13 protein-coding genes and 1 riboswitch are annotated in these 25,144 nt (G+C 39.3%); of the genes, 2 read left to right on the forward strand and 11 right to left on the reverse strand.

Annotated elements, in window-relative coordinates; all coding sequences use genetic code 11:
• Positions 1–39 precede the first annotated feature (39 nt).
• Positions 40–927 carry an SH3 domain-containing protein gene (locus tag FHG85_RS09680; RefSeq protein ID WP_173075320.1) on the forward strand — a complete coding sequence of 296 codons (888 nt, stop codon included), beginning with the start codon at positions 40–42 and terminating at the stop codon, positions 925–927.
• Between the two features lies 1 nt (position 928).
• On the opposite strand, the gene FHG85_RS09685 is transcribed toward FHG85_RS09680, so the two are convergent.
• The 11 genes from FHG85_RS09685 to FHG85_RS09735 all read right to left on the reverse strand — a co-directional run bounded on the left by FHG85_RS09685 (position 929) and on the right by FHG85_RS09735 (position 18,449).
• Positions 929–1,990, reverse strand: coding sequence for an ABC transporter ATP-binding protein (locus FHG85_RS09685; RefSeq protein ID WP_173075322.1), 1,062 nt, complete (start codon positions 1,988–1,990; stop codon positions 929–931).
• A 3-nt stretch (positions 1,991–1,993) separates the two neighbouring features.
• Positions 1,994–2,785: an ABC transporter permease gene (locus FHG85_RS09690; protein WP_173075324.1), complete on the reverse strand. Its 792-nt coding sequence runs from the start codon at positions 2,783–2,785 to the stop codon at positions 1,994–1,996.
• Between the two features lie 2 nt (positions 2,786–2,787).
• Positions 2,788–3,738, reverse strand: coding sequence for an extracellular solute-binding protein (locus tag FHG85_RS09695; protein ID WP_173075326.1), 951 nt, complete (start codon positions 3,736–3,738; stop codon positions 2,788–2,790).
• Positions 3,739–3,745: 7 nt separating this feature from the next.
• A complete protein-coding gene (locus tag FHG85_RS09700; protein WP_173075328.1) occupies positions 3,746–4,126 on the reverse strand; it encodes a winged helix-turn-helix domain-containing protein in 381 nt (126 codons plus the stop codon).
• 65 nt (positions 4,127–4,191) lie between these two features.
• Complete coding sequence (gene ppnP / locus FHG85_RS09705; RefSeq protein ID WP_173075330.1) at positions 4,192–4,473, reverse strand: pyrimidine/purine nucleoside phosphorylase; 282 nt, start codon at positions 4,471–4,473, stop codon at positions 4,192–4,194.
• 239 nt (positions 4,474–4,712) lie between these two features.
• The gene (locus FHG85_RS09710; RefSeq protein ID WP_173075332.1) at positions 4,713–5,789 is read right to left on the reverse strand and encodes a 3-oxoacyl-ACP synthase III family protein; all 1,077 of its coding nucleotides are present in this window, start codon (positions 5,787–5,789) and stop codon (positions 4,713–4,715) included.
• A 238-nt stretch (positions 5,790–6,027) separates the two neighbouring features.
• Complete coding sequence (locus FHG85_RS09715) at positions 6,028–6,642, reverse strand: thiamine diphosphokinase (protein WP_173075334.1); 615 nt, start codon at positions 6,640–6,642, stop codon at positions 6,028–6,030.
• Between the two features lie 18 nt (positions 6,643–6,660).
• Positions 6,661–7,242 carry a nicotinamide riboside transporter PnuC gene (gene pnuC / locus FHG85_RS09720; RefSeq protein WP_173075336.1) on the reverse strand — a complete coding sequence of 194 codons (582 nt, stop codon included), beginning with the start codon at positions 7,240–7,242 and terminating at the stop codon, positions 6,661–6,663.
• Between the two features lie 241 nt (positions 7,243–7,483).
• Positions 7,484–9,934, reverse strand: a complete 2,451-nt coding sequence (locus FHG85_RS09725; protein ID WP_173075338.1) for a TonB-dependent receptor — start codon at positions 9,932–9,934, stop codon at positions 7,484–7,486.
• An 86-nt stretch (positions 9,935–10,020) separates the two neighbouring features.
• Positions 10,021–10,112: riboswitch (TPP riboswitch) on the reverse strand.
• A 91-nt stretch (positions 10,113–10,203) separates the two neighbouring features.
• Positions 10,204–11,187, reverse strand: a complete 984-nt coding sequence (locus tag FHG85_RS09730) for a PorP/SprF family type IX secretion system membrane protein (RefSeq protein ID WP_173075340.1) — start codon at positions 11,185–11,187, stop codon at positions 10,204–10,206.
• 5 nt (positions 11,188–11,192) lie between these two features.
• The gene (locus FHG85_RS09735; protein ID WP_173075342.1) at positions 11,193–18,449 is read right to left on the reverse strand and encodes a PKD domain-containing protein; all 7,257 of its coding nucleotides are present in this window, start codon (positions 18,447–18,449) and stop codon (positions 11,193–11,195) included.
• Positions 18,450–18,682: 233 nt separating this feature from the next.
• Between FHG85_RS09735 and FHG85_RS09740 the strand changes: the two genes are divergently transcribed.
• Positions 18,683–25,129: a T9SS type A sorting domain-containing protein gene (locus tag FHG85_RS09740; RefSeq protein WP_173075345.1), complete on the forward strand. Its 6,447-nt coding sequence runs from the start codon at positions 18,683–18,685 to the stop codon at positions 25,127–25,129.
• The last annotated feature ends 15 nt before the right edge of the window (positions 25,130–25,144 follow it).

Genomic DNA, 25,144 nt, shown 5'->3' on the forward strand with positions numbered 1-25,144 from the left:
ATCTTCTTGAAATATTTAATACAACAAATTATCCTAAATATGAAAGAAAAACTAAATTTGCGTTTAATAGATTTGGGACAAAAAATGCGACTTAAAAAGTATTATTTACTTATTGGGATTAGCTTTTTATTCATTCTATCATCGTGTATACATCCTGGGGAGTATAGAATGCGCGATAGGTATGTTGTTACTACAAAATCGCTCTATATACGCTCAGCCCCCTCAACTGTTTCCGACGTAATTGGTAGTCTGAGCAAAGGAGACACAATTATAGCTGCGGCTACAGACAAGTATTGGGTTATGATTCGAGATGGTGCATATACCGGTTATGTATCAACAGAATACTTAAAAAAAATTAACTACCCTATAACACCTCAATACCTAGAAACAATAGAAAAACTTGCCAACTGGCAAAAGTGGTACTTTTGGTTAGTAGCAGCAGGGTTGCTATTTATTTGGGTTACGGTTGATGAGTTCTTTATTAATGCCAAGCATAAGCTTAGACGTAAGTTTGGGTTCAACACGAAAGGCATAATTATTTCACATGTCACCTTTTTTGTTGTAGGTATATTATCGGGTATCATATACATTTACTGGAAAGACTCATTCATTGAGGGCCTTAGTAAAGGGTTTGAATCATCAATCACTAGCGATATATCCTCGATGTCGTTTTGGATTCAAGCGGTTCTAATCCTTATCAGCTTACTGATTGATTACCTGGGGTCAATCTTTATAAGCGGGATTCGATTTGGGACCTTACTAACATTTTTTGACTTTACTTTAGGGATGATAATTCTTATAATCTCGTTCTACTTTACCATTGCACTTAGCTTCTATGCTATAGCATTTCTAATTATCTTTTTTACGGCTCGGTTCATACACGCCGTATACCAGAACAGCAACAAGTTTAAGCCGAATCGAATCTAGTTTAGGCTCCGGGGATAAACCTTATGGCACTTGCTTTTATTGAGGCGAATAGTTCAACTCCCGGCTCAATATTTAGTTTTTCCTTTGATTCCCATGTTATGTGAGCATGAATTCTAAAGCCACAATCGAGGACTACCTCATAGCCATAGGGCTGAGCAAAAACATCTACAACCTTTCCTTTAAAAATATTTAAAGCACTTTGCTCTGATATGGTGTGAGCAAGAACTACTGCAGCCTCAGAAAAAAGAATATAACCTGACTTGTAATTACTATTGGCAAAAAACGCTATCTTATGATTATTGGTAATATTCCCAATCACTAGCCCATGTTGGGAATCAGAGGTTTGTTCTACTTTAAAAAAATTCCTTGCCCCAGTAAAATGGGCAACAAAATCGTTGTTTGGGTTTTGAAAAACCTTTAAGGTTTCGCCTACTTGAACTAGGGAGCCATTTCTTATAACACCAACCCTGTTTGCTAACGTGATTGCCTCATCAAAGCTGTGGGTTACATGAATCATGGTTGTTCCATTTCTATTTAACTCACGCAGCAACGCACTTATTTCAAGATGCAAGCTTGTGTCTAATGCAGAAAGGGGCTCGTCGAGTAAAAGGACCCTAGGATTAAGAGCAAGAGTACGCGCCATGGCAACTCTCTGTAGTTCACCACCAGAGAGATTTCTAGTATCTCTTTTTATGATATTAGAAATAGAAAACCTTTCTGCCAATTCATGTACGCGCTTTTTTACACTTTTTGATTCGAGTCCTTTCACTTTAAGGGGATATGCAATGTTGTCGAAAACATTCATATGTGGAAAAATGGCCAGGTCCTGAAATAGGATTCCCAACTGACGCTGCCCTACTGGTTCATGCGTAATATTTTTCCCATCAAGAAACACCCTGCCTTTATCGGGAGAAACTAATCCAACTAGAACCTTTAACAAGATTGATTTTCCAGAGCCAGAAGGTCCTAGCAAAACGAAGTAATCGCCCTGATTAACCCTAAATGAAATGTCGGCTAACTTAAAAGTTGGAAATGACTTTGATATCTGATCTGCAATAAGCATAGATTACCTTTTTCGCGATAAAAGTCTTAAAAAGACAAAAACAAAAAGTGAAATAGATAGGAAAACAATAGCAGCAGGGCGAGCATATTTTAGCCCAAAGGTAGTAAACCTATCATATATCATAACAGAAGCCACCATAGGATGGTAAGCAACAATAACCACGGCGCCAAATTCGCTTAGCCCTCTTGCAAACATCATAACAAAGCCAGTCAATATGTTTCGGAATGCCAACGGCAACGAGATGGTATAAAAGACCTTGAATGGACTTGCACCAAGAGTCAACGCTGCTTGTTCTAACTTAACAGGCACTTGCAGAAATCCATCTCTTGCTGCATTAACCAGGAATGGTAAGCTTACAAACGCCATAGCAACAGCAATTGCCACTGGTGTTCCAATAAGATTAACCCCTAAAACACTCATTGCATTTCCAATAATGCTATCGCCACTGATAATTCCAATTAATGCGATACCCGCAACGGAATGAGGTATAACAACTGGCAAATCGACAAGCCCATTGATTAATCCCTTTAAAGGAAAATCGTAACGGGCTAACAAATAGGATAAAGGGATTGCAGGTATAGCAAAAAAAACAGTTGCAATAGCGGATATCGAGATTGAAAGCCAAATGGAATGAAGTACTTGGCTTTCATTTGCCGTTGCAGCAATATCCTTAAATGGAGTATGAACAACCATGCCAACCAAAGGTGCAACAATAAAAAGAATTACAATGGAGCTAAGAAGCATCAATGCTAACCTAAATGGAGAAAACTGTTTGGTCATGCCAGCCAATTGCATCACTAATTCATTTTAGCAAACTTCAAAAACTCCTTGGGTACTTCACCACATCCATCAGGGTTAAATGGGACTAACACGTTCTGCCCCATTGCTTCAACGATACTAAGTCCACCATTTTTGGAAAGGAAGAAGCTAGCAAACTTTTGAGCAAGTTCAGCATTTGGTGCATTTGTTGGAATAGTAAATGCATATAAAATGGGCTCACCATGAATGGACAAAACCTCATCGGGTTTTGAGCCTTTAATTTGAGTAGAAACGCTTGAATAATAGTCGGATAAATCAGGATTGCCTAAGTTAATAGAATCTGGGAGGGACAGGAAAGACAAGTCATGCTGCAAGGCAACAGATTCATAGATAAAGAAATAATCGATAGCTCCGGCCTCAAGCAAGGCAATTAAATCAACCTCTTTGGGACGAATATACTTATTGTCTTTAGCAAGAATTTGGCTTGCAACACCTGTGCGTGAATAATACTTCTCTGCCAGCTCAAGCAACAGAACCGTGCGGTATCCACAAGGGTCATTGTTTGGATCGCTCCGACCATATCTTACATCTTGGTTAAGCAAAATATCAATCCAGCTATCGGCGCTAATTGAATCTGCTAATCTTGAATCGGGGCGGTAGGCCACAACCATTTTATTGCTTGCAAAAGGGATGAAATAAGTAGCATACTCAGTAAGGAGTAGATTCTTAATTACGTTATAATCTGCTGAGAAAAACAAATCACACTTGCGCCCGAGTTCAGTAATTTTTCTTGAACACTCAACACTTCCTGCGGATTCTAGGACGACCTGCACTCCTGGATTGGCCTTCATAAAGCTATCGGCAGCGGCCTTCAGTGGCAAGGAAAGGCTCCCTGCATGAAATATAGTAATTGTATTACTTTTATCGCTACTGTTACATCCAAGCAAGAACAGCAATAAAGGAAGGACTAAAACATTTACCTTTTTCATTATCAAGCTACTGATTTATTGTTTGAAAAAATTTCTTAACAACTCTCTTTACCGATTCATCAAACTCATCGCGTAGCTGGCGGTAGGCATTTACAAGTAGCTTTCCATCGTTGGTCATTTCGGATTTTCCTCCTTGGCTACCACCACGCGACTTAACAACTAAAGGGAAGCCTAGTTCCTCCTCAGCCCGTTTTACCAGCTCCCAAGCTTTACGGTAACTTATTTGCATTTTTTTAGCTGCAGCAGAAATGGACTCCAGCTCATCGATATTCAACAAAAGGCAAAGCTGCTCATTAGACAGAAAGAGCTCATCATCCTGTCGATGACGAAGAAAGATTGAGTAATCAAGAAAAACGTCGTAATACTTTGAACCCTTTGGACCAGCCATAGCGATATGTGTTTAATTTCCTATCGCAAGGTAATAAAAAATGGGGAAATACACCCCATAATTAACTACTTATAAAGGCAACGGTAAGCAGTATCGCCGCTAAGGCGAACCTTAAACTTAGCATCTTTAGGAACTACAAACGTTTCAAATTCCTTATAGGTTTTCCACTCTTTTTCGCCAGGAAGCAAGACATTCATTTCGCCAGAAATTACTGTCATGTACTCCACAGTAGTAGTTCCAAATTCGTATTCACCTTCAGCCATAACGCCAATGGTGGCACGGCCTTCTGTGGTTTGAAAGGCAATGGATTTTACCTTTCCATCGAAATATTCATTTGTTTGAAACATGGCTAAATTATTTTTCTCAAAAATAACAGATAAATAGAATTTTAAGTATGACAATAATCAGAAAAACATTAATTAAAATGAATTACGCCCAATAAAAGTTGATTAAATAATGGTATACAAAAATTTCATCTTACATGCTCATTGAAAAATAAATTAATCCGAAATTTCTATCAAAAAAGCTAAACAAAAAATCCGCACCCTTAGGCACGGATCTTTTTATTAAATCACTATACAAGGCATTAATGCTTATAAACGACAGCATTAATATTCATTCCTGCTCCAACCGAGGCAAACATTACGATATCATCTTTATCAATTTTATGTTCAGGCTGTTTACCTTTAATTATCATATCGTAAAGAGTAGGGATTGTTCCCACAGAACTATTTCCTAACTCCCTAATGCTCATGGGCATCAGTTCAGGAACGCTTTTTTCAATCCTACATTTTTTAACAAAGCGTTTAACAATGGCCTCGTCCATTTTTTCGTTGGCCTGGTGTATTAATATTTTCGTTATTTCATTTGGTTCAACGCCGGCGTTCTCAACTGCAACTTTCATTGCTTCAGGTACATTTATTAAAGCATATTCATATATCTTCCGGCCTTCCATTTTAATGTACCTAATATTAGGATCTGATTCTGGATGATATGATTTGCCTAGATATAGATAGAAAGCCTCTTCCTCGGTATGCGACATGGCAGCAGCAGAAAGGATTCCACGCTTGGCCTCCTCCTCTTTAGCTTCAATAACTACAGCACCAGCGCCATCGGCGAAAATCATACAGTCGCGGTCGTGCTTGTCAATAAGTCTTGAAAGCGTATCTGTTCCAATAACCAGACATCTCTTAGCCAAACCAGATTTAATGTAAGAATCGGCCTGTATTACTCCCTGAACCCATCCTGGACATCCAAAAATTAAATCATATGGTATGCACGAAGGATTCTTAATACCAAGATGATGTTTTATACGTGATGCTAGGCTAGGCAATATGTCGGTTTGAATAGTTCCATGCTTTATATCCCCAAAGTTATGGGCTACTATGATTTGATCAATGGTTTCAGGATCAACACCAGCATCCTCAATAGCACGCCTGGCCGCAATAGCTCCAATATCTGATGCGCACAAATCGTCGGACACCCAACGGCGCTCTTCAATACCAGTAATGTCCTTAAACTTGGCAATAACCTCATCGACCAAAGTCTCAATTTTAGTTTCATCTTCATTATAAAATGTATGACGAGTAAACTCACGGTTTGTAACACGAACGGTTGGAATATAACTGCCCGTTCCTGTAATGACGGAATTTAAATGCTTCATGATTTTAAAAACGTTTGATTAGTCCCGCCGTAAAAGTAATAATTTGAAACATATTTCAAAATGATTCAAAGCATATTAATTCTATTTGATTGTATATCTGCATTTTAAAAGTCTTTCAATTTGACATATCAATTAATAAAATCTATGTAAAATATTACATAAAATCTACCTAGACTTATCATAAAACACTGTATTACAAAACACTACTCAGAGTGTAACACTAAAAATAAATTTTGTTTTAATATTTTAGATAGATTATCAATGGCCCAGGTGAGAAGGATATCTCAAATTTATCGCCAAGGCTTTCGTTTAGAGTTCCCATCCAAAACTCTGGCAGTGTTTTATTTTCAATCGGGTATTTCAAATTTTTTGTTGTTATTACAGTTTGGTTGTTGGGTGAAAAAATAGACACCTGTTGCCCCACATAGCTGCCTATTGTTGATGAAGATAATAAAGGATAGAAAACTCCAGTATCGGTTAGCATCTTAACATTCGCCCCCATTCTAGCATAATTACTAAGCAACCCGATATTGCCTAATGTGTGATCCTCGCGTTTACCAGTTGCACCAACAATCACAATATCGTTTATTCTATTTCCAATACACCATTTAACAGCTTTAGTTAAATCGTTAGTATTTTGGTCTGGATCGTGATGCAAAATGCTCTGATATTTCTTTTTAAGGTGTTCCTTAATAGAATCCAAATCGCCTACTAGAGCATTAGGTGTTATTGCAAGTTTTTCGAGATTTTCAATAGCCCCATCGCAACACACTAATAGGGGAGCATCTAACAGCTCGTTGAGAGGAGTTGGGTGGCTAGGAAATTCACCATTAGCTAATATTACTGCTTTCATAATAATAATGTTCAAGGTTTAATTACATTTTTTTTCATTTTTCCATTGCGAGTAACCGACAAAGGACATAATAGTGTAAAACAAAAACAAAACAGATGTAGGATACAACCCCTTATAAATATAAAGGATAAGCGAGACCGAGTTTACAACTACCCAGATCCACCAATGCTCAATATACTTTCTTGCAAGCATCCACGTTGCAGTTATGCTTAATGCAGTAGTAAAGGCATCGCCAGTTGGAACAGGTGAATCGGTATAGGTTGTCAACACAAAACGAATCAGAACAAAAAGCACAGCACTGGCAACCACCAACGGAACAACAAACCGTTTAGGAGTATTGGTTACAGGTAAAGAATTTTTTGAATTGGCATTACCTCCAAACAACCAGTGGTACCAACCATAAATGCTGATTATTAGGTAATACCATTGCAATCCCATATCGGCATAAAATTTCGAAACATAAAATATGTAGATGTAAAATGCCGAGGTAAGAATACCTAATGGCCACAGCCAGACTTTTTGCTTAATTTCCAGATAAAGGTAAATTAAGCCAGTGATAGCTCCAATCAGTTCGATATAGTTATTTGATATCCAAGACATTGAATAAGATTAAAGGTTAAAGAATTAAGGATAAAGGTTAAAGGATTAAGGATAAAAGTTAAAGGATAAAGGTTAAAAGTAAAGGATTAAAGATAAATTTTAAGTTAAAAGACAAAAAAGATAAATCCAAGAATTCAAATTTAAGTTTAAAGACTTGATTAAGTAGCAGTTATTTATTTAAAAAAAAGAAAGGAGCCCAGCCAGCAGGGCTGGGTTTGGGCTCGGGTTAAATTGATTTATACTAAAACTCAATTCCAAATTTCAGCATGTAATGGGTTGTTGCTTGTGGATAGTAGCCAATAAGAACATACTCGGGATCTCCACTTTGGAACAACGTTCTATACACCCAAGCATTTGCCGAATATTTTTCATTTAAAATATTGTTAACGCTTAGCTGAATATAAGCGGAATGACTTGACTGTTTTTTAGTCCTGTATTCTAAAACAACATTATTTACGAAATACGGATCCAAACTTCTACTTTTTGTTTCAGTGTTATCGATATATTGACGGCTAACATATTTTGCCACCCATGAGAAGCTAACAGAAGGTAAAGGGTAGAACGTTACACGTGATCCAGAAACGATGGATGGTGAAAAGGAAATGGTAGTGTTACCCAGATTTTCAGGAACAGGTGTATACAATTCATTCCAATCGTTAGGATTATCTACCAGATTTGCATAATTCGTATAATCTTTAATAATGTTCTTGCTAAAAGTTGAATTGGCATCAATTCTTAACCAATCTGCAGGTTTATAAGATAACGAAACCTCAACACCAGTCCTGTAACTATTTGGAACATTAGTCATTCTAGCATAACCAACATCGGTTAGTTCACCAGTTAAAACAAGCTGATCCTTATAAAGCATGTAATAGTAGTTTAGATCAACAGAGAGGTTTTGTAAACGCAAACGATAACCTAACTCCCAATCGTTCAACCTTTCAGGTTTAGGAGTAAAGTCGGATGAACCCTTTTGAGCATCTTTTAAATCACTCCTAGCAGGTTCACGATGGGCAACAGCATAGGAAGCGTAAACTTCATGAGCAGAGCTAATTCGATATGTCAATCCAAATTTTGGGTTAAGGAAACTCCAACTATGATCTTGGTCGAGAGGCATTACGTCGGAATCGATTCCTTCAAGCTTATACTCAATGCCACGGTACTGAACATCGGCAAAAACAGATAAAGCATCATTAATTTGCCAGATTGATTTTGCAAAAACATTCCAATCGGTTTTTAAACCATTATTCCGGTACCACTCGTACTTATTAGGTAGACCAATATTTATTTTGCTCCAAAGCACCTTGCCAAAATGGTCGCCATCGTATTGATTCCATCCACCGCCAACAATAACATTAAGATTATTAAGGCGATAGGTAAGAGAAGCAACTCCACCGTAGAAGAGATTATCCATCCACTTCTGTTGAATAAAGTCAGTTTTACTTATGGCGGTATCGCGAACAGTAAATTGAGTTAGTCCAAACTTTGAGAGCTTACGATCTGGTTTATACTCCTCGTAGTAACCTCTTCCATCTGTAAGATGAAGCGTAATGTTTGCAGTTAAATTATTTGAGAAAGAGTGAGTTCCAATCAAATGGTAATGTGTTTGCCAGTAGTTATCCTTCTGATCATCGTAATAACGTGTAACTCCGTCATCATCTACGTATTCACCTGCAGGATTGTAGCGTCTATTGGTTTCCATCATGTAATCGGGTGTTCCTTCCCAGGTGATACCGGTATGTTCCTCGCCATGAATAATATTTGCTCTAATCTGGCTGTTCTCGCCATGCCACGCTGCTGTAATAAACATGGAGCGATGGTCGGAAGTAGCACGCTCAACATAGCCATCGGTGTGGAGCTGAGAGAAACGACCTTCCATACTAAAACCGTTATCCATCACCCCTGTACCTACTCTAGCAGATGTTTTCCAGGAATTGAATGAACCTTGTAGAAAATCAACGGCAGCAAAAGGTTTTTCAGTTAAAGTATTAGTTTGAAAATTCACGGTTGCACCAAAGGCAGCAGCACCATTTGTAGATGTGCCAACACCGCGCTGCACCTGGAGATTATCAACCGAAGCAGCAAAATCTGGCAAGTCGACCCAATACACTCCTTGCGATTCAGCATCGTTTAATGGTACACCATTAATTGTAACATTTATTCTAGTAGGGTCGGTTCCTCTAATACGGAATGCGGTATTACCAATCCCAATACCGCTCTCGGACGAAATAACAACCGAGGGTAACATTTCTAATAGGTAAGGGGTATCTCCACCAGTATTTAGCTTTTGGATTTGTTCTCGATTTAAAGTGGTTTGAGCAATTGGCATACGATTCGAAGCTCGAGTAGACGAAACCACGACAGCATCTAGGTACTGAGAAGACTGCTTTAACTGAATATTAAGTTCAACATCTTTATCAACTTTAACATTAATCCTCGAGGTTTCAAAACCAAGATAATTAACAATAATGGTATAGTTCCCCTCTTTAACTTGTGATAAACGATACTCACCATTAACCCCGCTGTAGGTTCCCAAAAAGGTGTTCTCTAAAATTACAGATGCGCCTACTAGTGGATTTCCATTTGTATCGGTTACCTTACCATAAATAGAAAATCCAAGATTTTCAGCCCAGCTAGTTTGCAAGGCACCAACGAGCATAAGCGCAAGAAACGCTAAAACATTTTTTTTCATGGTTATAATCCCTTTAAATAGTTAAACACAATACAGGCATGACGTAAAGCCAAACAACCTGAATAACTATAAAGGGGGAAAATTTGAGATGTTGGAACTCTTTTTCCCTTCGCCGGCATTATCCGGATCAGGTTCAAAGGGTATGATCTCAGCCCTACGGGCACCCCCAAAGTCATTGCAAAACTAAACAAATTATTTTAGTAAAAGTTTAAACCCCAGAAAACAATTTCAGAACAACAAGGGAACGAGGTGGAAATCAGCAAAAAACATTAAAAAGTGGGACAAGGTAAAGCCTTCCATTTTTTTCTGGCAATTGTCTTTAACAAGATAGATGCGGAAAGTTCATGTGAACCACCAGAGCCAATACCTAAACGTGAAATAGTAAAATCGTAGCTATAACCGACACTAATATTGTCGAATTTGTACCCTATCATAAAAGCTAATGCATCGATTCGTTTATTCACCTTACCTTTAGGCATACCTCGCCACCAAAATCCAAAACTTAAGGGTTCGTTCATAAAATAGAAACCTAAGTCGAGCTGTTTATACTCACCCTGTACTCTAAAATTAAAAGCGGCTGTTACACTTTGTTCTATCTTGCTCATTAGGAACCCTTTGGTAATGTAGCGATATCCTCCATAAACCGAAAACTTAAATGGAGTTCGTGCATCGTCGTTATAAAATGAGTTAACGGGTCGAAGCATATGGTCCCAAGTAACCCCAAACCAAGCGTTATAGGAATAGGCCATAACAGAAGTAGCCACATCAATATCCCAAACAGAAGATTTTCCAGGATATATTAGCGAACTTGGCGGTGCAGGATCTAAGGCTAACTGATCGCCAAATGTAAGGTTGAAAAAGTTTAGTGAGATTTGCTGAACATAAAAGCCCAAACCAGGACGAATATGAATATCGGGCGTAGGAGTGAAGTCGTAGGAATAAAGAGTTCCTATGCGGGTATTACCAAAGTTCCCAACTCCTGCCTGGTCGCGTTGAGCAACTAACCCCACCCCACTTTTAAAGGCTGTCATATTATAATCCCACGAAACTCCATATGTTTGAAACCCATGCGGTACGCCAATCCACTGATTTCGATAGTTAACCACTGCTCTTTGTCCTGGAACCCCACCTGCAAAAGATGGGCCCAAATACATAGGATTAGAATAGAATTGAGTAAAATGCGAATCTTGTGCACATGCTCCAATGTTAAGAGCAAATGATATAATAGTACATAAAAGAAACCTTCGAAACATTTTAACTACCTAATTAAAGTTACTGTACCTCGTTTATCAAACACTTTACCATTGGTATATTTACCAATTGCACGCCAAACGTACACACCTTGTTCAGCAAGGCGACCATTTATATAACCATCCCAACCAATGTTCACATCTCTAGATGTAAATACTTGTTCTCCCCATCTAGTAAATATCATCAATTTATATTCAACTACGCCATAATGAATCGGGTGGAAAACCTCGTTTGTCATATCATGATCGTCGTATGAACCGCCATTTGGACCACTAGGATTGGGCTTGAAAGCATCTGGAAATTTCACGTAACCAATACCTTCAACCCATACTGCAGGATATTTTGATATGGAGTCGATACATACAGCATCGGGATACTTACGAGAAGCCCAAAGTGATACCCTATACTCCCCCATTTCTTTATAAATATGGTTAGGATCTTTAACATCTAAATACTGTGTTCCATCTCCCATATCCCAATCATATGTACAAGAATCACAGTTGGTTGTAAGATTTTGCAATCGAACCTCGGCATCGGGTAACATAACCCGCTGAGGGTATGCAACAAAGTCGGCTTTTGGAGTTGGGTAAACTCTTATAATTCCATAATCGAAACTCTCACCACCTTCTCCAGTCACCTTCAGTTTAACCCTGTAATAACCAGGTTCTGTAAATGTGTGAACTGGCTGGAATTCTTTAACTGGAGGTGTACCATCATCAAAATCCCATTCATAACCATCATCGTTGCCATAGAGCGAATTATTAACGAAATGAACCTCATGAGGGGCACATCCATTTGCCTTATTTTGGGTAAAATCGGCAATTGGCTTAGGAGGCATTAGATAAACAACCTTTGATGTTGAATCTTTACAGTGGGGGCTATTGATCACTAAGGAAACATCATAAGTAAAGCCTTTCTCCTTATGCCCCCAACGAGTATAAGTATGAGTTCCAGGATTTTTTTCAGTACTAGTTGTGTTATCATCAAAATACCAATTGTATGTCCAGGAATCGGCAGCAGGAGATGATTCATTAATTATAGAAAAGGTATTATCGGGAAATTCTTTTAAAGGAGGCTCAACGCCAATTAGTGCTTGTGGTGTAGCCCAAATGGTTATCTGCTTAACGGTATCGTCGATACAATCGTACTCTGAGAGAGCTGTTAAACGAACATTATAAACCTTGTCGTTTTCGGTATCGTTCAAAAAGGTTTGTGTTGGATTAGTTGAAGATGATGTGTACCCATCGTCAAAATCCCATTCAAAGAGTTTCGCATTTGTAGAGAGGTTATTGAACTTCACTTCGTGTGGACTACAGTTCTCATAGCCTGGGCTCACATCATAGTTGGCAATCACCCTAGGGAAGACCTGAACTGTCTGCGAAACAGAATCGGCACAATCGTGAGGGGTTACAGCCTTCAGCCATATTTGATAAGAAACTGGATTACTGTCGAGGTTATCAAACTGATGCAGCATATTATCATGCAAAGTGGTAATGCTATCGGTACCATCTCCAAAGTCGTATGTAAAGGTGAGGTTCGTTCCTAAGGTATTATTCTGTATTTCAACATCGAAAGGAGGGCATGAGATATAATCGCCAGTCAGTTCCATTGCTGCATAAGGTCGTGGATAAACTGTAACATCTTTTTTTACAGAATCTACGCAGCCATGTTCGCTTTTCGCTGTTAAGGTTACAGTAAATGTCTTATCGTTATTTGTATCGGGGTTCTTGTACTCCTCAACGGGTTCGAACTCGTAGCTATGATTACCATTTCCAAACTTCCATATAAACTCATTATTAGAGCTAAAGGCCTGCGTTTGGTTCACAAACTCAACACGATGAGGTGTACAGCCTGCAAAATTTGCGTCAAAATCGGGGTAGATGCGAGGGTAAATATTTAAAGGTAATGTTTTAACATCGAAACAGGTAGGATCGTCGCGATACGATGTGGTTAGGGTAATTGATGGATTATCAATGTTTAGAGTGATATTAATATACTCATGCGCTAATGGCTGTTCGTCGGATGATGTTTGGCCGTCGCCAAAGTCCCAGTTATACTGATACAACGGAGAAGTTGACACGTTATTTAATCCAACTGTAACAGGAGAACAACCTTCTGTTTTGTCCCATGTAAAATCGGCAACCATTTTAGGATTAACTGTAATTGTGCTGCTTGTACTATCGCTGCAGCCAATAGCATTAACTGCTTTTAGCCAAACAGTATAATTAGCTAGCTGCTCTTTACTACTATTGGAAAATGTAATTCCAGAAGGATTCTCTTGATCGGTTTGTTTGCCATTACCGAAATCCCACAAGTAAGATCCCAGTCCTGTTGAATTATTAGTAAAATCAACAGATAATGGGTTACAGCCTCTGTTAATGCTTGGAGTAAAAGAGGTTATCACCTTTGGGTAGATATCAATAAACTCTTTCTGAATAGTGCTACGACAGGTTAGGCCACTATTTGAGTGGTTTTGTGTTGCTGTGAGAGTAATAGTTGGTTTAAAAACTGTATTGGGCTGGTCATTATCAAAGGTATAAACATGTTCAAGAGTGGGCCTAGATGTTACTTGTTGTTGAGCCACACCATTTAGAGTATACCCGTAGTCCCAGCTAAAGGTTGAGCCATTGAGAGATGTGTTGGTAAACTTAACATCAAAAGGAACACAGATGCTATCGTAGGTCATGGTAAAATCTGCTTCGACCCTAGGATGAATAGTTACAGGCACATCAACAGATTTTTCACATCCATTTGCATTTAACGCAGTAAGCGAAACTGTGAATACCTTGTCGGTAGAGGTTCTATTATCGAAATAATGGTCAAAATTATCCTGCAAATCTGTTGAATAGCTTTGACCATCCTTAAAATCCCATGTATACACCAAATCGCCACCAGTAGAACTATTAGTAAAGGTAATTGGGCTACCTGGGCAGGCAAATTGTTGAAGTGATGCTGCCTGAGGTACTAAACGTGGGTAAACCTTAAGGGTTTTAGAAACAGGTTGACTAACACAAGCTCCATTAGCATTTGAGGTTATTAGGGTTATTGTATGGGTTGAAATATTATCGGGATCAGGATTATCTGCCTGATAGGTAAAAGGTGTAGAATTGTTGCGGGTTTCATTAGGGAATAACCCACCAAACGACCATTCGTATGAAGTTGCACCAACTCCAGTAGGCGTAAATGATACATCAAACGGCGTACACTCACCGCTCATTTGCATGGTAAAGCCATTGGTTAGCTTAGGGTGAACAGTAACATCAAGTGTTTCGGTGTCGGAGCATCCATGAACATTAGAGGCGGTAAGAGTTACTGTATATGTTTTATCGTTTTGGGTATCGTCATTATTAAAAGTGTGACTAACTGATTTACTAGTTGATGTGAGACCATCGCCAAAATCCCAATTAACGTATTGAGGGTGAGTTGCCGTTCCATTAACTATACTAGTGCTGTTAAATGAAACAGAAGCTCCCTCGCAAATAACCTGATCGGAATTGGGTGTAAAACTTGCTGTAACGCCAGGGTAAACCCTTACGGGGATTTTAGACTCGTTTGTACAGCCTGCGGAATTAGAAACCCTTAGAGTAACATCATATAGCTGTTCTGTTCCGGTTAGGTTATCCTGAGTGTGAGGAATAGTTTTAGGTACTGTAGCAGAAGTAAACGACTGATCATAGCCGCCATCGCCATCAAAATCGAACTCATAAGATGATATTCCAGGATACTTAGTAAGCGAGATGCTATAATCATGCGGAGCACAACCAACAAGATTATCGATACTAAACTCCGACTTAATATATGGATATAAAGTTAGCTGCTTTGTTACAGGCTGTGAAGAACAGCCATGTTCCGATTTAGCAACTAGAGTGATATCAAATGTCTTATTATTCTCGGTAACATTATTAAATGAGTGTACAGGGTCGCGTTCGTTAGATGTGGAGCCATCGCCAAAACTCCAGCTATAGGTAGCATTATTCAAAACACCACCTCCCGAGTACTCACTAAGGTTCGTAAGAGTTAGTGTTTGAGGGTTACATAATGGACCTGTAGGTAGGCTAAAGTCGGCAGTAACCTCTGGATAGATTGGAATTGGCGTGTCAAGTTCTTTAGAACGAGTACAACCAGCAAGGTTAACAACAGTAAGTTTTGGTTTGAAGTTGCTGATTGCCCCCGTCTGGTTAACCTCTTGACGGGTAAAAACATCCTGTTGAGTAGTTTGGTCAAATGTAGCATCAATAGTTCCGTCATTATTCCAATCCCATCGATATTCGCTAATACCTGCATACTTCTGAACATCAAAACTCAGATCAACTGGGGAGCAGTTTGTATTATTTAAAACCGTAAAATCGGCATCTACAAAAGGCTGAACAGTAACAGGAGTTGGATTAGAAAGGAATTGGCATCCTTTGTCGGAAAGGGCACGAAACTGAATATCGTAATTATGGGCAAATGCATCGTAATTTTGAATGTTATACGTGGTTGTTGGTTGAGTAGAAATTACATTAGAATTACCACCCTCTGAAAGAATCCACTCAATTGTGCTACCATTAGTAATGTTTGTTGCGCTAAGATTAACCGCTAAAGGCGAACAGGTCACATCGCCTTGAGTTGCAATAGCAACATCGGCATATGGCGTTGGGTTAACAGTAATGGTTTGCGAAAAAGTATTTGTACATCCACCAGCGTTTTGCACTTTAATACCAACGGTTGTAGTTGTGGTTCTGTTAAACACCCAATTGCCAGGATCGCTACTTTCAAAAGTGCCATCGCCATCTTTATCCCAATAGGTATTTGTAATACCACCCGTGCTATTATTAATGATAGGTATAGCTTCACCAGAACAGATTTCAACCTTGTCAACTGCAAAACTTGCTCTTATATATGGCTGAATAGTAACAGGTACAGGTTTAGTTACAGAGCAATAGTTATACTTATCGGTAATTGTGAGCTGAGCATTTAAATTCTTTGGGTTGGGGTCGTAATTGTAATAAGTATGTGTAGGATCGGGCGATGAAGATGTTGCGCCATCGCCAAAATCCCATCGAAAAGTTGCGGTACCGCTATTCCCAATTGGGTTTGCCTTAAAATCGACAGTTAACGGATGGCAATCGTCGGGGTTTGATTTGGCATCCAGAACAGGATTTATATCAATGAAAGGGTAAACCAAAATATCCTTAGAAAAAGTTTTCTGGCAAATACCTGTAGCATCAACAACCATTTGTGTAATGGTATATCGTAACGTATCCGATCCATTGTTAGTAAAAGGTACAGAAAAAGTTGGAGAGTTATTTAAACCCTCGTCTGGATCGTTCCAATCACCATCGCTATTAAAATCCCACCAGCTTTGAGCCGCACCCGTGGCATTATTAATAATTGTAGGTTGAAACGGTGAGCAACCCTCAAAGTGATCGGTTGTAAAACCTGGATATATAGGATCAGAAACCAAAAAGTTAACCTCGCGAGTATCGGATAGCCCACAGGCACCGCTAACTGTAACTGTGTATTTTAAAGAACGAGTAATATTCGTAGCAACAGGGGTAGGACTTGCAGGATCGTCTAAAAAATCGCTTGGTGACCAAAGGTAGTGAGTACCTCCGCTAGCATATAGCTGCCTTGAATCGCCATAACAAATTTTACCACCCTGTGACTCGTTAACAACGACAAAAGCATCGGGGTTAAAGGTATTAAAGTCGGAAAAATAGCCATAAAAAGCATCAGCATTTGGATGTCCGTTTAAAATACCTAAGTGAAAAACATCCTTTGTGTTTTCCAATAAGTAAGCCTCATCAACACCTGCTTGTATATTATCTGCTTTAAACCGTGCATACCTCCATTCATCGAAAGGAGGAGTGGTACCCACATCTGTATAGCTTGCTGGATCATTAAGCCCAGGGATAATACCAGTTACATCATTACCATTTTTATCGTAAAGTTTAAATCCATCTTCGGCACCCTTGCGGACAAGAATATTCATGTAAAACTCATAATACTTAGATCCATACCCATTATCGTAGTCGGCTTTAGTCCTATTAAAACCCACACGAGAAGAGCCGGTGCATGTAGAAATGGTTGGAATAATTGCACCAGCAACCTGAGTTTGAGTACCATTCCCAAAACCCGATAGGTGGAAAACGTAAACAGGATTATCGGTCTCAATTGTTGTAATAAGATTTGCTGAAGGGATTTGAACAGGCAGCACCCCTCTTTCATTTATAGTTCCTACCGACACTCCATTTACTTTTACATTGGTATTATTTGCAGTAGCCAAGACATAAACGTATTCTTGGGTATCGGCTAAAACTCCACGCACAACAGCATAGTGGTTTCCTATATGATCAGTAGGCACTAGCTGATCGCCAACAAAATCGACACCACCCCCAGGGCTAACCATATCGTGCCGGGTATTTATTGCAATATCACCGCCGCTTACTACCTCCACCTTGGTTCCTGCTAGCGTTTTGTTAGGATCAACCTTGTATGCAACCTGACTGTCATTTTTGTAGGGTGCAATTATTGCTGTTTCCCCCCTATTGAGCCAAATGGTAAATGGGACATTTGCTGGTTTGAAACCGCTTGGATAAACAAAAACATCGGCTGTAGGAGTAATGCGAATTTCGGTATTATCCTCCGTAGCAACAATCTCAAATGAATTATAGGGTCGGTATTTATAGTTAGCATTATTTGCTACATATTGTGAAATACCATAAGTGGTCTCGAATGGAATATAAAAGGTTCTCCCCAATGCGTTCTTACCTTTAAGGGCAAGCAGTTCCATATTATAGATAGCACTAATCTCGTAGTATACGGTTACTGGGGAGGTTGCCTCAATAAGCAAACCCTTATTATTTTTATTGATATAGGGATTAGGAATCGCAGTATTCGAAGATGTCCATAAAAGCCTGTTCTCGATAGATGTTGCTGGAGTGGTCTTATCATCACCTATTAGATTTAAAGCAGCCAAATCAATAGTATAGGTCCGATTAGCTGGAATGTCAATTACTAAAGGGCTTCCTCCATTAAAAACTGCAGCATTAGCAGGCATCGATATGGTAACCCTACTTGCAAGAGTACCTGTTGTTATTCTAAGAAAAACCGGATAACCCTTATTTCCTGGAGAAGACTCGTTTCCATTCCAATGGTAACGATTTATTTCGGGAACACTAAACCAAAACTCCGTATCAGTTTGCGCATTTACCTTATAATCAGAAAAAAAGGACAGGATAAACAACACAAAAGTAGCAGTAGAAATCTTCCTCAACACCATCTTCTTAATTTACATTAAAAACGAACCAAAAATATGGATTTAGATGATACTAATCAATATCAATAAGCCTGTTATCATTTAACAACTTCCAAAAGTGTTGAATATTCAACGATTCATAAAAATCGCATTTTATATTTATGTTATAAAACATATTTTAAAACGAAACCTTTAATACTTTTACTTTTAGATTAAACAAAAAAAACAGAATTTTGCAGATTAATAAAATATGAGTTATGAGTCGATTATTGTTGTTTGTGTTGTTAACTTTATCCTTTAATGCAATTGGTCAAACAAAGTACTTATCTGAAGATTTTGAAGGAGGAGTTAAGCCAAGCGGTTGGTCAGAAGAAAGAGTTTCAGGGAATAGGTTCTGGAGATATCAAAGCGGAGGATATGCATCATCGAGTGCTCCAACATATCATCATCCTTCAAGTGCCCATTCAGGTAGTTATAATGCACTTTTCCAGCAGGAACAGGTAGGCCCTTCAACAAAACTCATCACCCCTGAAATAGATTTGAGGTTTTCCACAAAGCCCGTCATAGAGTTTTGGCACGCACAAGAATCGTGGGGGGCAAATGACATGCTTAAAGTGTACTATAGGCTAAGTCCCACCTCACCCTGGGTTTACCTTATAGAATATCCCAATGCAACAATAGGATGGGTGAAACGCGAAATAATCTTACCCGAAGAGGCAAAGTCGGCCAAATGCCAGATAGGATTTGAGGGGATATCTAATTGGGGATGGGGAGTTTGCTTAGACGACATTGAAGTTGTTGAGCGCGGCAACGTTCCAAGAGTTGTATACAGTATTAATGCATTACAAAACAACCAGGATATCCCATCTGGAACTCCTGCAAACCCAATTTTCGCCATTGAAATAATAGTTAAAGGAAATACAGGAACGCTTAACCTCTCAAACATTAATGCAACATTTACTGGCACATCAATAAGTGACATATCAAATTGGCAGCTATTCTACTCAACCGACACTGTAACCGTTACCAAAAATAAAATCTCATGTACAGTAAATGTCTCAGGTAACACCATTACACTATCTAACATCACACAAGAACTCCAAACTGGAGAAAACTACATATTTATTGCTGCTGACATTAGCCAAAGTGCAAACCATGGCGATGAGCTTGATTTAATGCTTTCGCCTAATTCAATCACCATAAGTGGCTCAACCTATCCGTCATCAGCATTAAACCCTTCTGGGAAATACACTATTTCAGAATCGCTATTAACAGACGACTTTGAGTCCAGCACATCTAATTGGACTCTAAGTGGCTCGTGGGAGATTGGAGAACCAACAGGCTCTGGCATTAACGACCCCACATACACTTACAACGGAGCAAAGATTCTTGCTACTAACCTTAATGGCAACTACCCTGCGGGAATTGAAAAGAACTCCCCGCATGAGGCAATAATAGGTCCAGTAAATGCAAAATACTATCAAGACCTAAAAATACAATACAAACGATGGCTAAATATTGACTATTTTGATAAAACAAAAATTTACGTTAGCAACGACAACAAAAACTCATGGACACCAATATGGAATAACAACAACCTCATTCTTGATAAAAGTTGGAGAGCCACAACCCACAACATTTCAACCCTAGCAACTCGCAAGCAAGATGTTTGGGTTAAAATAAGTATTGACACAAGCGATAATTCCACTGAATACGGAGGCTGGAATATCGACAACTTTGCTGTTACAGGCGATTTCATTGCCAGTGATGTAGGAGTAACCTCACTTGTATCGCCAAAACCATATTGTGGATTAACAAACGCGGAGCAAGTAAAAGTTAAGGTAAAGAACTTTGGTGGCAGCCAAATTAACACTCCCTTTGAGGTAGGATATTCGTTAGACGGAGGAAGCACCTTTACTAGAGAATCGTTTAACCCAACTGTTGACTTTGAGGGTGAAGTTGAGCTTACCTTTAATCAGAAAGCAGATTTAAGCACACCAGGGTTAAAAAACATTGTCGTTAAAACCTTTCACCCAGATGATGAGGATAACACAAATGATGCTTTTAGCATAAAGTTCTTTGTTTATCCAACTGTTGAGCCTCCTATAAGCTATTCCTTTGAAAACTCCACTCAATACTGGTATGGACACGGCACCAACAGCACAATTGCGTGGGGGAAGCCGCAGGGCAATGTCCTAAACAAAGCCTATGATGGCGTGAATGCTTGGGTAACAAACTTAAAGTATAGCCATAATCCCAATGAAACATCAATACTAGAAAGCCCATGTTTTAACATATCAAGCCTTAACTATCCCATACTGTCGTTTTATTTCATGATGCAAGTTGAAGAAGGAATTGATGGTTTTAACATTGAATACAGCATAGACGGCGGAGCTACTTGGCAGTTACTAAACTCTCATCCAGGCTACTCACAAAATTGGTACGATACGCCAACAGTAACCGCACTTGGCACTGCTGGCTGGAGTAAAAACACTCAAAACTTTAAGTATGCATCAACACTACTTCCAAACGATGCTTTACTTGCCGGAAATATTAAGCTGCGTTTTGTTTTTAAATCAAACGCAACAAATAACTACGAAGGTGTAGCTATTGACAACATAGTAATCAAAGAACTACCATACGACATAGGCATTTCACAACTCAACGCACCCACCGATGCCTGCGAAATTGGAAAGGTTCCCTTAAATATCACCTTAAAAAATTACGGCTACAAACCCCTGCCAGCCAATCTAAAAATACCAATAGTTGCAAAAATAGATGGACTCTCATATAAAGATACCATTACACTAGCTTCTCAAATTGGGGAAAATGGCAATTTAGAATACACCACAACATTTAAGCACAACTTCAACAAAGCCAAGTTCTATCAAGTTAATATCTACACTAACATTAAAGAAGATAGGGATAGAACTAACGACACGCTAAAAACACAAGTTGAAGTTTATGGAATGCCAGGATACACACTTGGTGCAGATATTGGGACTCTACAAGTTGACACAGTAACATTAGATGCTGGGAGCGGCTACAGCGCCTATCAGTGGAAAACCAAAATCCCCGCTACAGCGTCTTCTTGGTCTACTGGTAAAACAACACAAACTTATAATGCCACGGAGGTTAGCTATGGACTATACGCAATTGCAGTAACTAATAGCAGGGGTTGCCAAGCTCATGATACAATTGAGGTTATTCAATCCGACAAGAATGTAGGAATAATAAGTATCGACAACATTACAAGCGGATGTTCGCACCCCGACCCAATCAGCCCAACAGTAACAATAAAACATTTTGGGAACTCTCCATTTGACGGTAGTCAAAGTTTCAACGTTGGCATAAGCATTGATGGGCAAGAGGTACTTTCTGAGAACTTTACTCCCAGCAATGGCTGGACAACAAACGACACCTATCAGTTTACATTTTCTGGAACTATTGACCTAAGCCAAAAGGGGAACTACGCCATTTCCGCTTATACCAAATACCAGGATGACATTGATAAAGACAACGATACCCTTAGCATCAATGTTTCAACATATGGTGTACCTGAAATATCATTTGGTCTTTCCGATACTGTTTCCACAAGCAATGTTGACACGATTACATTAAGTGTTGACAATGGATTTAATAGCTACCAGTGGGAACGGAAAATTGATGGAACATCTACCTGGGAAACCTTAAGCGAAACATCTGAAAGTTTAAGTTTAAGTGGAATACCCTACAATACCCGTTCAGCGCATTACAAGGTTTTAGTTACCGACAGTTGGGGGTGCGGAACAGGAGAAACTTCAATCTTTATTAACACAAAAGACATTGGCGTATACAGCATTGAGAGCCCCTCTAGTGCAACCTGCTACTCTCCCGAAGGATTTAAGGTAAAGGCTCAAATTCAAAACTATGGTCAAGATGTTTACCCAGCAGGGACTATCATTAACACTAAGGTAACTACCGAACAGGGAACTTATGAGCAAACATTTACTCTTGAATCGGACTTAACCCCTGGCGATAGGGTAACCATTGAAATGAACGACTTTACACAACTACCTGAAGGAGAACATACAATTGTAGTATCGACCAATGTAACAGGCGATCTAACACCAACCAACGATTCAAAAAGCACAACCTTTACTGTAGTACCATCGCCTAGCGTTGAAATTATTCCAGATACACTTCGTCAGCATTTTACCCCTACATCCACCTACACCATTTCACCAAACTACTCTGCCGATTGCAGCAACTACCTATGGCAAGATGGTTCTACATATTCAAATTATACAATTTTAGGGTTCCCCTCACAAGACCTATTCCACGTAAAAGTATCTAATGAACACGGGTGTTCATCGGCCGACACCATGAAAGTAATATACCACGACATCAACCTAATACAAGTCCTTTCTCCCAAAAATAGCTGCGAGCTAAATGGCGAATATGACGTTAAGTTCCGTTTGCAAAACCTTGGACCAGATATGCCTGCTGGTTCTAGAATTGAGGTTAAGGCTTGGATTAATGGAAACCTGATGTCAACAGAAACCATCACTTTAACTGAGCCATTAAACTATCAGAATGTAAAAGACATTACCCTTACAGCAAAGGCAACCATTTCAAACCAAGCAGAAATTAGGATTGAAGTTAAATCATTAGATTTTGAGGAGGTAACCTATACCAACAATGTACAAACCAAATTTGTAACCTCTACAGGTTACCCTACAATTAACCTAGGCCCAGATCGTGAAGTTCATGCTTTTACTGATACCATTAAGGCTGGAAGTGGCTTTGATAGTTACTCGTGGACAACTGGTAGCACCGACTCAACAATTATTGTTAACCAAAGCGGTACTTATGGCGTAACCGTGTCCGACTACTACGGTTGTACCGCTTCCGATGAAATAAATATCACTTTAATCTTAGACGATATAGAGGTTACAGCATTGAACAACCCTAAATCTGGATGTAATATGGGGAGTGCTGAGCCTGTTGAAATTCAGATAAGGAATAACGGTGACAAGGTAATTCCTGGCGGAACAGACATCACACTAGGGTTTGAGCACAATGGGCAAACCACAACCGAACAATACACCCTACCTCAAACCATGGACCCTCAAAGCACCCTGACTATTCCTTTTACCAACACAATGGATTTTAGCGTCCGCAAAGATTATAATATTAAGGTATGGGCCATTTGGGCAAACGATATGGTTTCCTCTAACGATACCATTGTGACAACCATAACTGCTTATCCTGATATTCTGGTTGATTTAGGAGGCGATGAAGTTCATTGTGACGGAACTACCGTAACAATTGACGCAGGTGATTATAATAACAGTCCATCATACAGTTGGAGCACTGGTGCAACAACACAAACAATAGAGGTGACAGAATCAGGCACATACTCTGTTACCGTAACCGATGCAAACGGATGTAGCGATACAGGAAGCAAAACAATTACTTTCCAACAAGCACCAAATGTTACCATAAATGATTTCGCCCCGGTTTGCTCGTCGCAAAGCGAACTAACGCTAACAGGCGCAAGCCCCGAAGGCGGTACATGGTCGGGGAACACAGTTGTAGGTAACATTTTCTACCCTAGCCAAGCAGGAGCAGGCAATCACACCATTACATATGCATATACCGATAGTTACGGTTGCACAAGCAGCGCATCAAAAGAAATTACAGTTAATCCTTCTCCTATAGTAGACCTTGGCCCTGACAGAACCATAACTGCACCAATAACTCTAGACCCTGGCGATTTTTACGCTTACCTTTGGCACGATGGTTCAACAAACAGGACCTACTATGTTGATGCCACAGGAGAATACTCCGTAACTGTGACCGATGCTAAAGGATGCAAAGGGTACGATGATGTTTACATAATTTACAACGAAACTTTTGACGTTCAAGTAACAGCTTTAAAGAACCCAACAAACCATTGTTTTGATGGCAAGGATGATGATGTTACAGTTACATTAACAAACAAGGGGGGCAAAACAGTTGATGCTAACGAAACAATAACATTAAACCTAAATGTTAACAACCAAAACATTACGGAAGAGGTTAGCTTTGACTCCCCATTTGAAACAAATGACACTAAAGAATACACCTTTTCCAAAAAAATAAATCTACCTCAAGGAAGCAACACTTTAAATTTTGTTGCAAAATTTAATAATATCTCAGGAACACCTAGCCAATTCAATGTTGAAATCTACAATACGCCATCATTGGAACTTGGGGATGGGGCAGACACCCTACGCGTTAAACTACCCTACGAGCTTGCTTCTGGCGTTGGAGGAGTATCCTACAACTGGAATACAGGGGCAACCAGTCCTACCATTACAGTTAACACATGGGGTAAATACTGGTTAACCATAACCGATTCGCACGGTTGTACTGCATCCGACACAATCGTAATAACCTGGCCATTAAGCGTAACGGAAAACAACTTGAACGGAGAGATAGACATATTTCCTAATCCTGCCTCTGAAAATTTAACCATTCGAATCAAGACACCAACCCCCATCGAAAACACCCTCAAGTTATTATCCCCGCTTGGACAGTGTGTCTATGAGACAAAAACAGAGTTTGCTTTAAGCTCCAGCACTAACATAAACATTAATCACCTACAACCTGGAGTATATATTTTACAAATATCAAACAACACTGGCAAAGCATCGTTCAAAATCATTATAAATCGTTAGCATTTTACTCTCTAC

The organism is Tenuifilum thalassicum, from assembly GCF_013265555.1.
In the GTDB taxonomy this organism is placed as follows: Bacteria; Bacteroidota; Bacteroidia; order Bacteroidales; family Tenuifilaceae; genus Tenuifilum; species Tenuifilum thalassicum.

What these genes read in the sequence shown, in the direction of transcription:
- FHG85_RS09680 (WP_173075320.1), top strand. Translation starts at nt 40, where the DNA reads ATGAAAGAAAAACTAAATTTGCGTTTAATAGATTTGGGACAAAAAATG.
- FHG85_RS09685 (WP_173075322.1), bottom strand. Translation starts at nt 1,990, where the DNA reads ATGCTTATTGCAGATCAGATATCAAAGTCATTTCCAACTTTTAAGTTA.
- FHG85_RS09690 (WP_173075324.1), bottom strand. Translation starts at nt 2,785, where the DNA reads ATGCAATTGGCTGGCATGACCAAACAGTTTTCTCCATTTAGGTTAGCA.
- FHG85_RS09695 (WP_173075326.1), bottom strand. Translation starts at nt 3,738, where the DNA reads ATGAAAAAGGTAAATGTTTTAGTCCTTCCTTTATTGCTGTTCTTGCTT.
- FHG85_RS09700 (WP_173075328.1), bottom strand. Translation starts at nt 4,126, where the DNA reads ATGGCTGGTCCAAAGGGTTCAAAGTATTACGACGTTTTTCTTGATTAC.
- ppnP (WP_173075330.1), bottom strand. Translation starts at nt 4,473, where the DNA reads ATGTTTCAAACAAATGAATATTTCGATGGAAAGGTAAAATCCATTGCC.
- FHG85_RS09710 (WP_173075332.1), bottom strand. Translation starts at nt 5,789, where the DNA reads ATGAAGCATTTAAATTCCGTCATTACAGGAACGGGCAGTTATATTCCA.
- FHG85_RS09715 (WP_173075334.1), bottom strand. Translation starts at nt 6,642, where the DNA reads ATGAAAGCAGTAATATTAGCTAATGGTGAATTTCCTAGCCACCCAACT.
- pnuC (WP_173075336.1), bottom strand. Translation starts at nt 7,242, where the DNA reads ATGTCTTGGATATCAAATAACTATATCGAACTGATTGGAGCTATCACT.
- FHG85_RS09725 (WP_173075338.1), bottom strand. Translation starts at nt 9,934, where the DNA reads ATGAAAAAAAATGTTTTAGCGTTTCTTGCGCTTATGCTCGTTGGTGCC.
- FHG85_RS09730 (WP_173075340.1), bottom strand. Translation starts at nt 11,187, where the DNA reads ATGTTTCGAAGGTTTCTTTTATGTACTATTATATCATTTGCTCTTAAC.
- FHG85_RS09735 (WP_173075342.1), bottom strand. Translation starts at nt 18,449, where the DNA reads ATGGTGTTGAGGAAGATTTCTACTGCTACTTTTGTGTTGTTTATCCTG.
- FHG85_RS09740 (WP_173075345.1), top strand. Translation starts at nt 18,683, where the DNA reads ATGAGTCGATTATTGTTGTTTGTGTTGTTAACTTTATCCTTTAATGCA.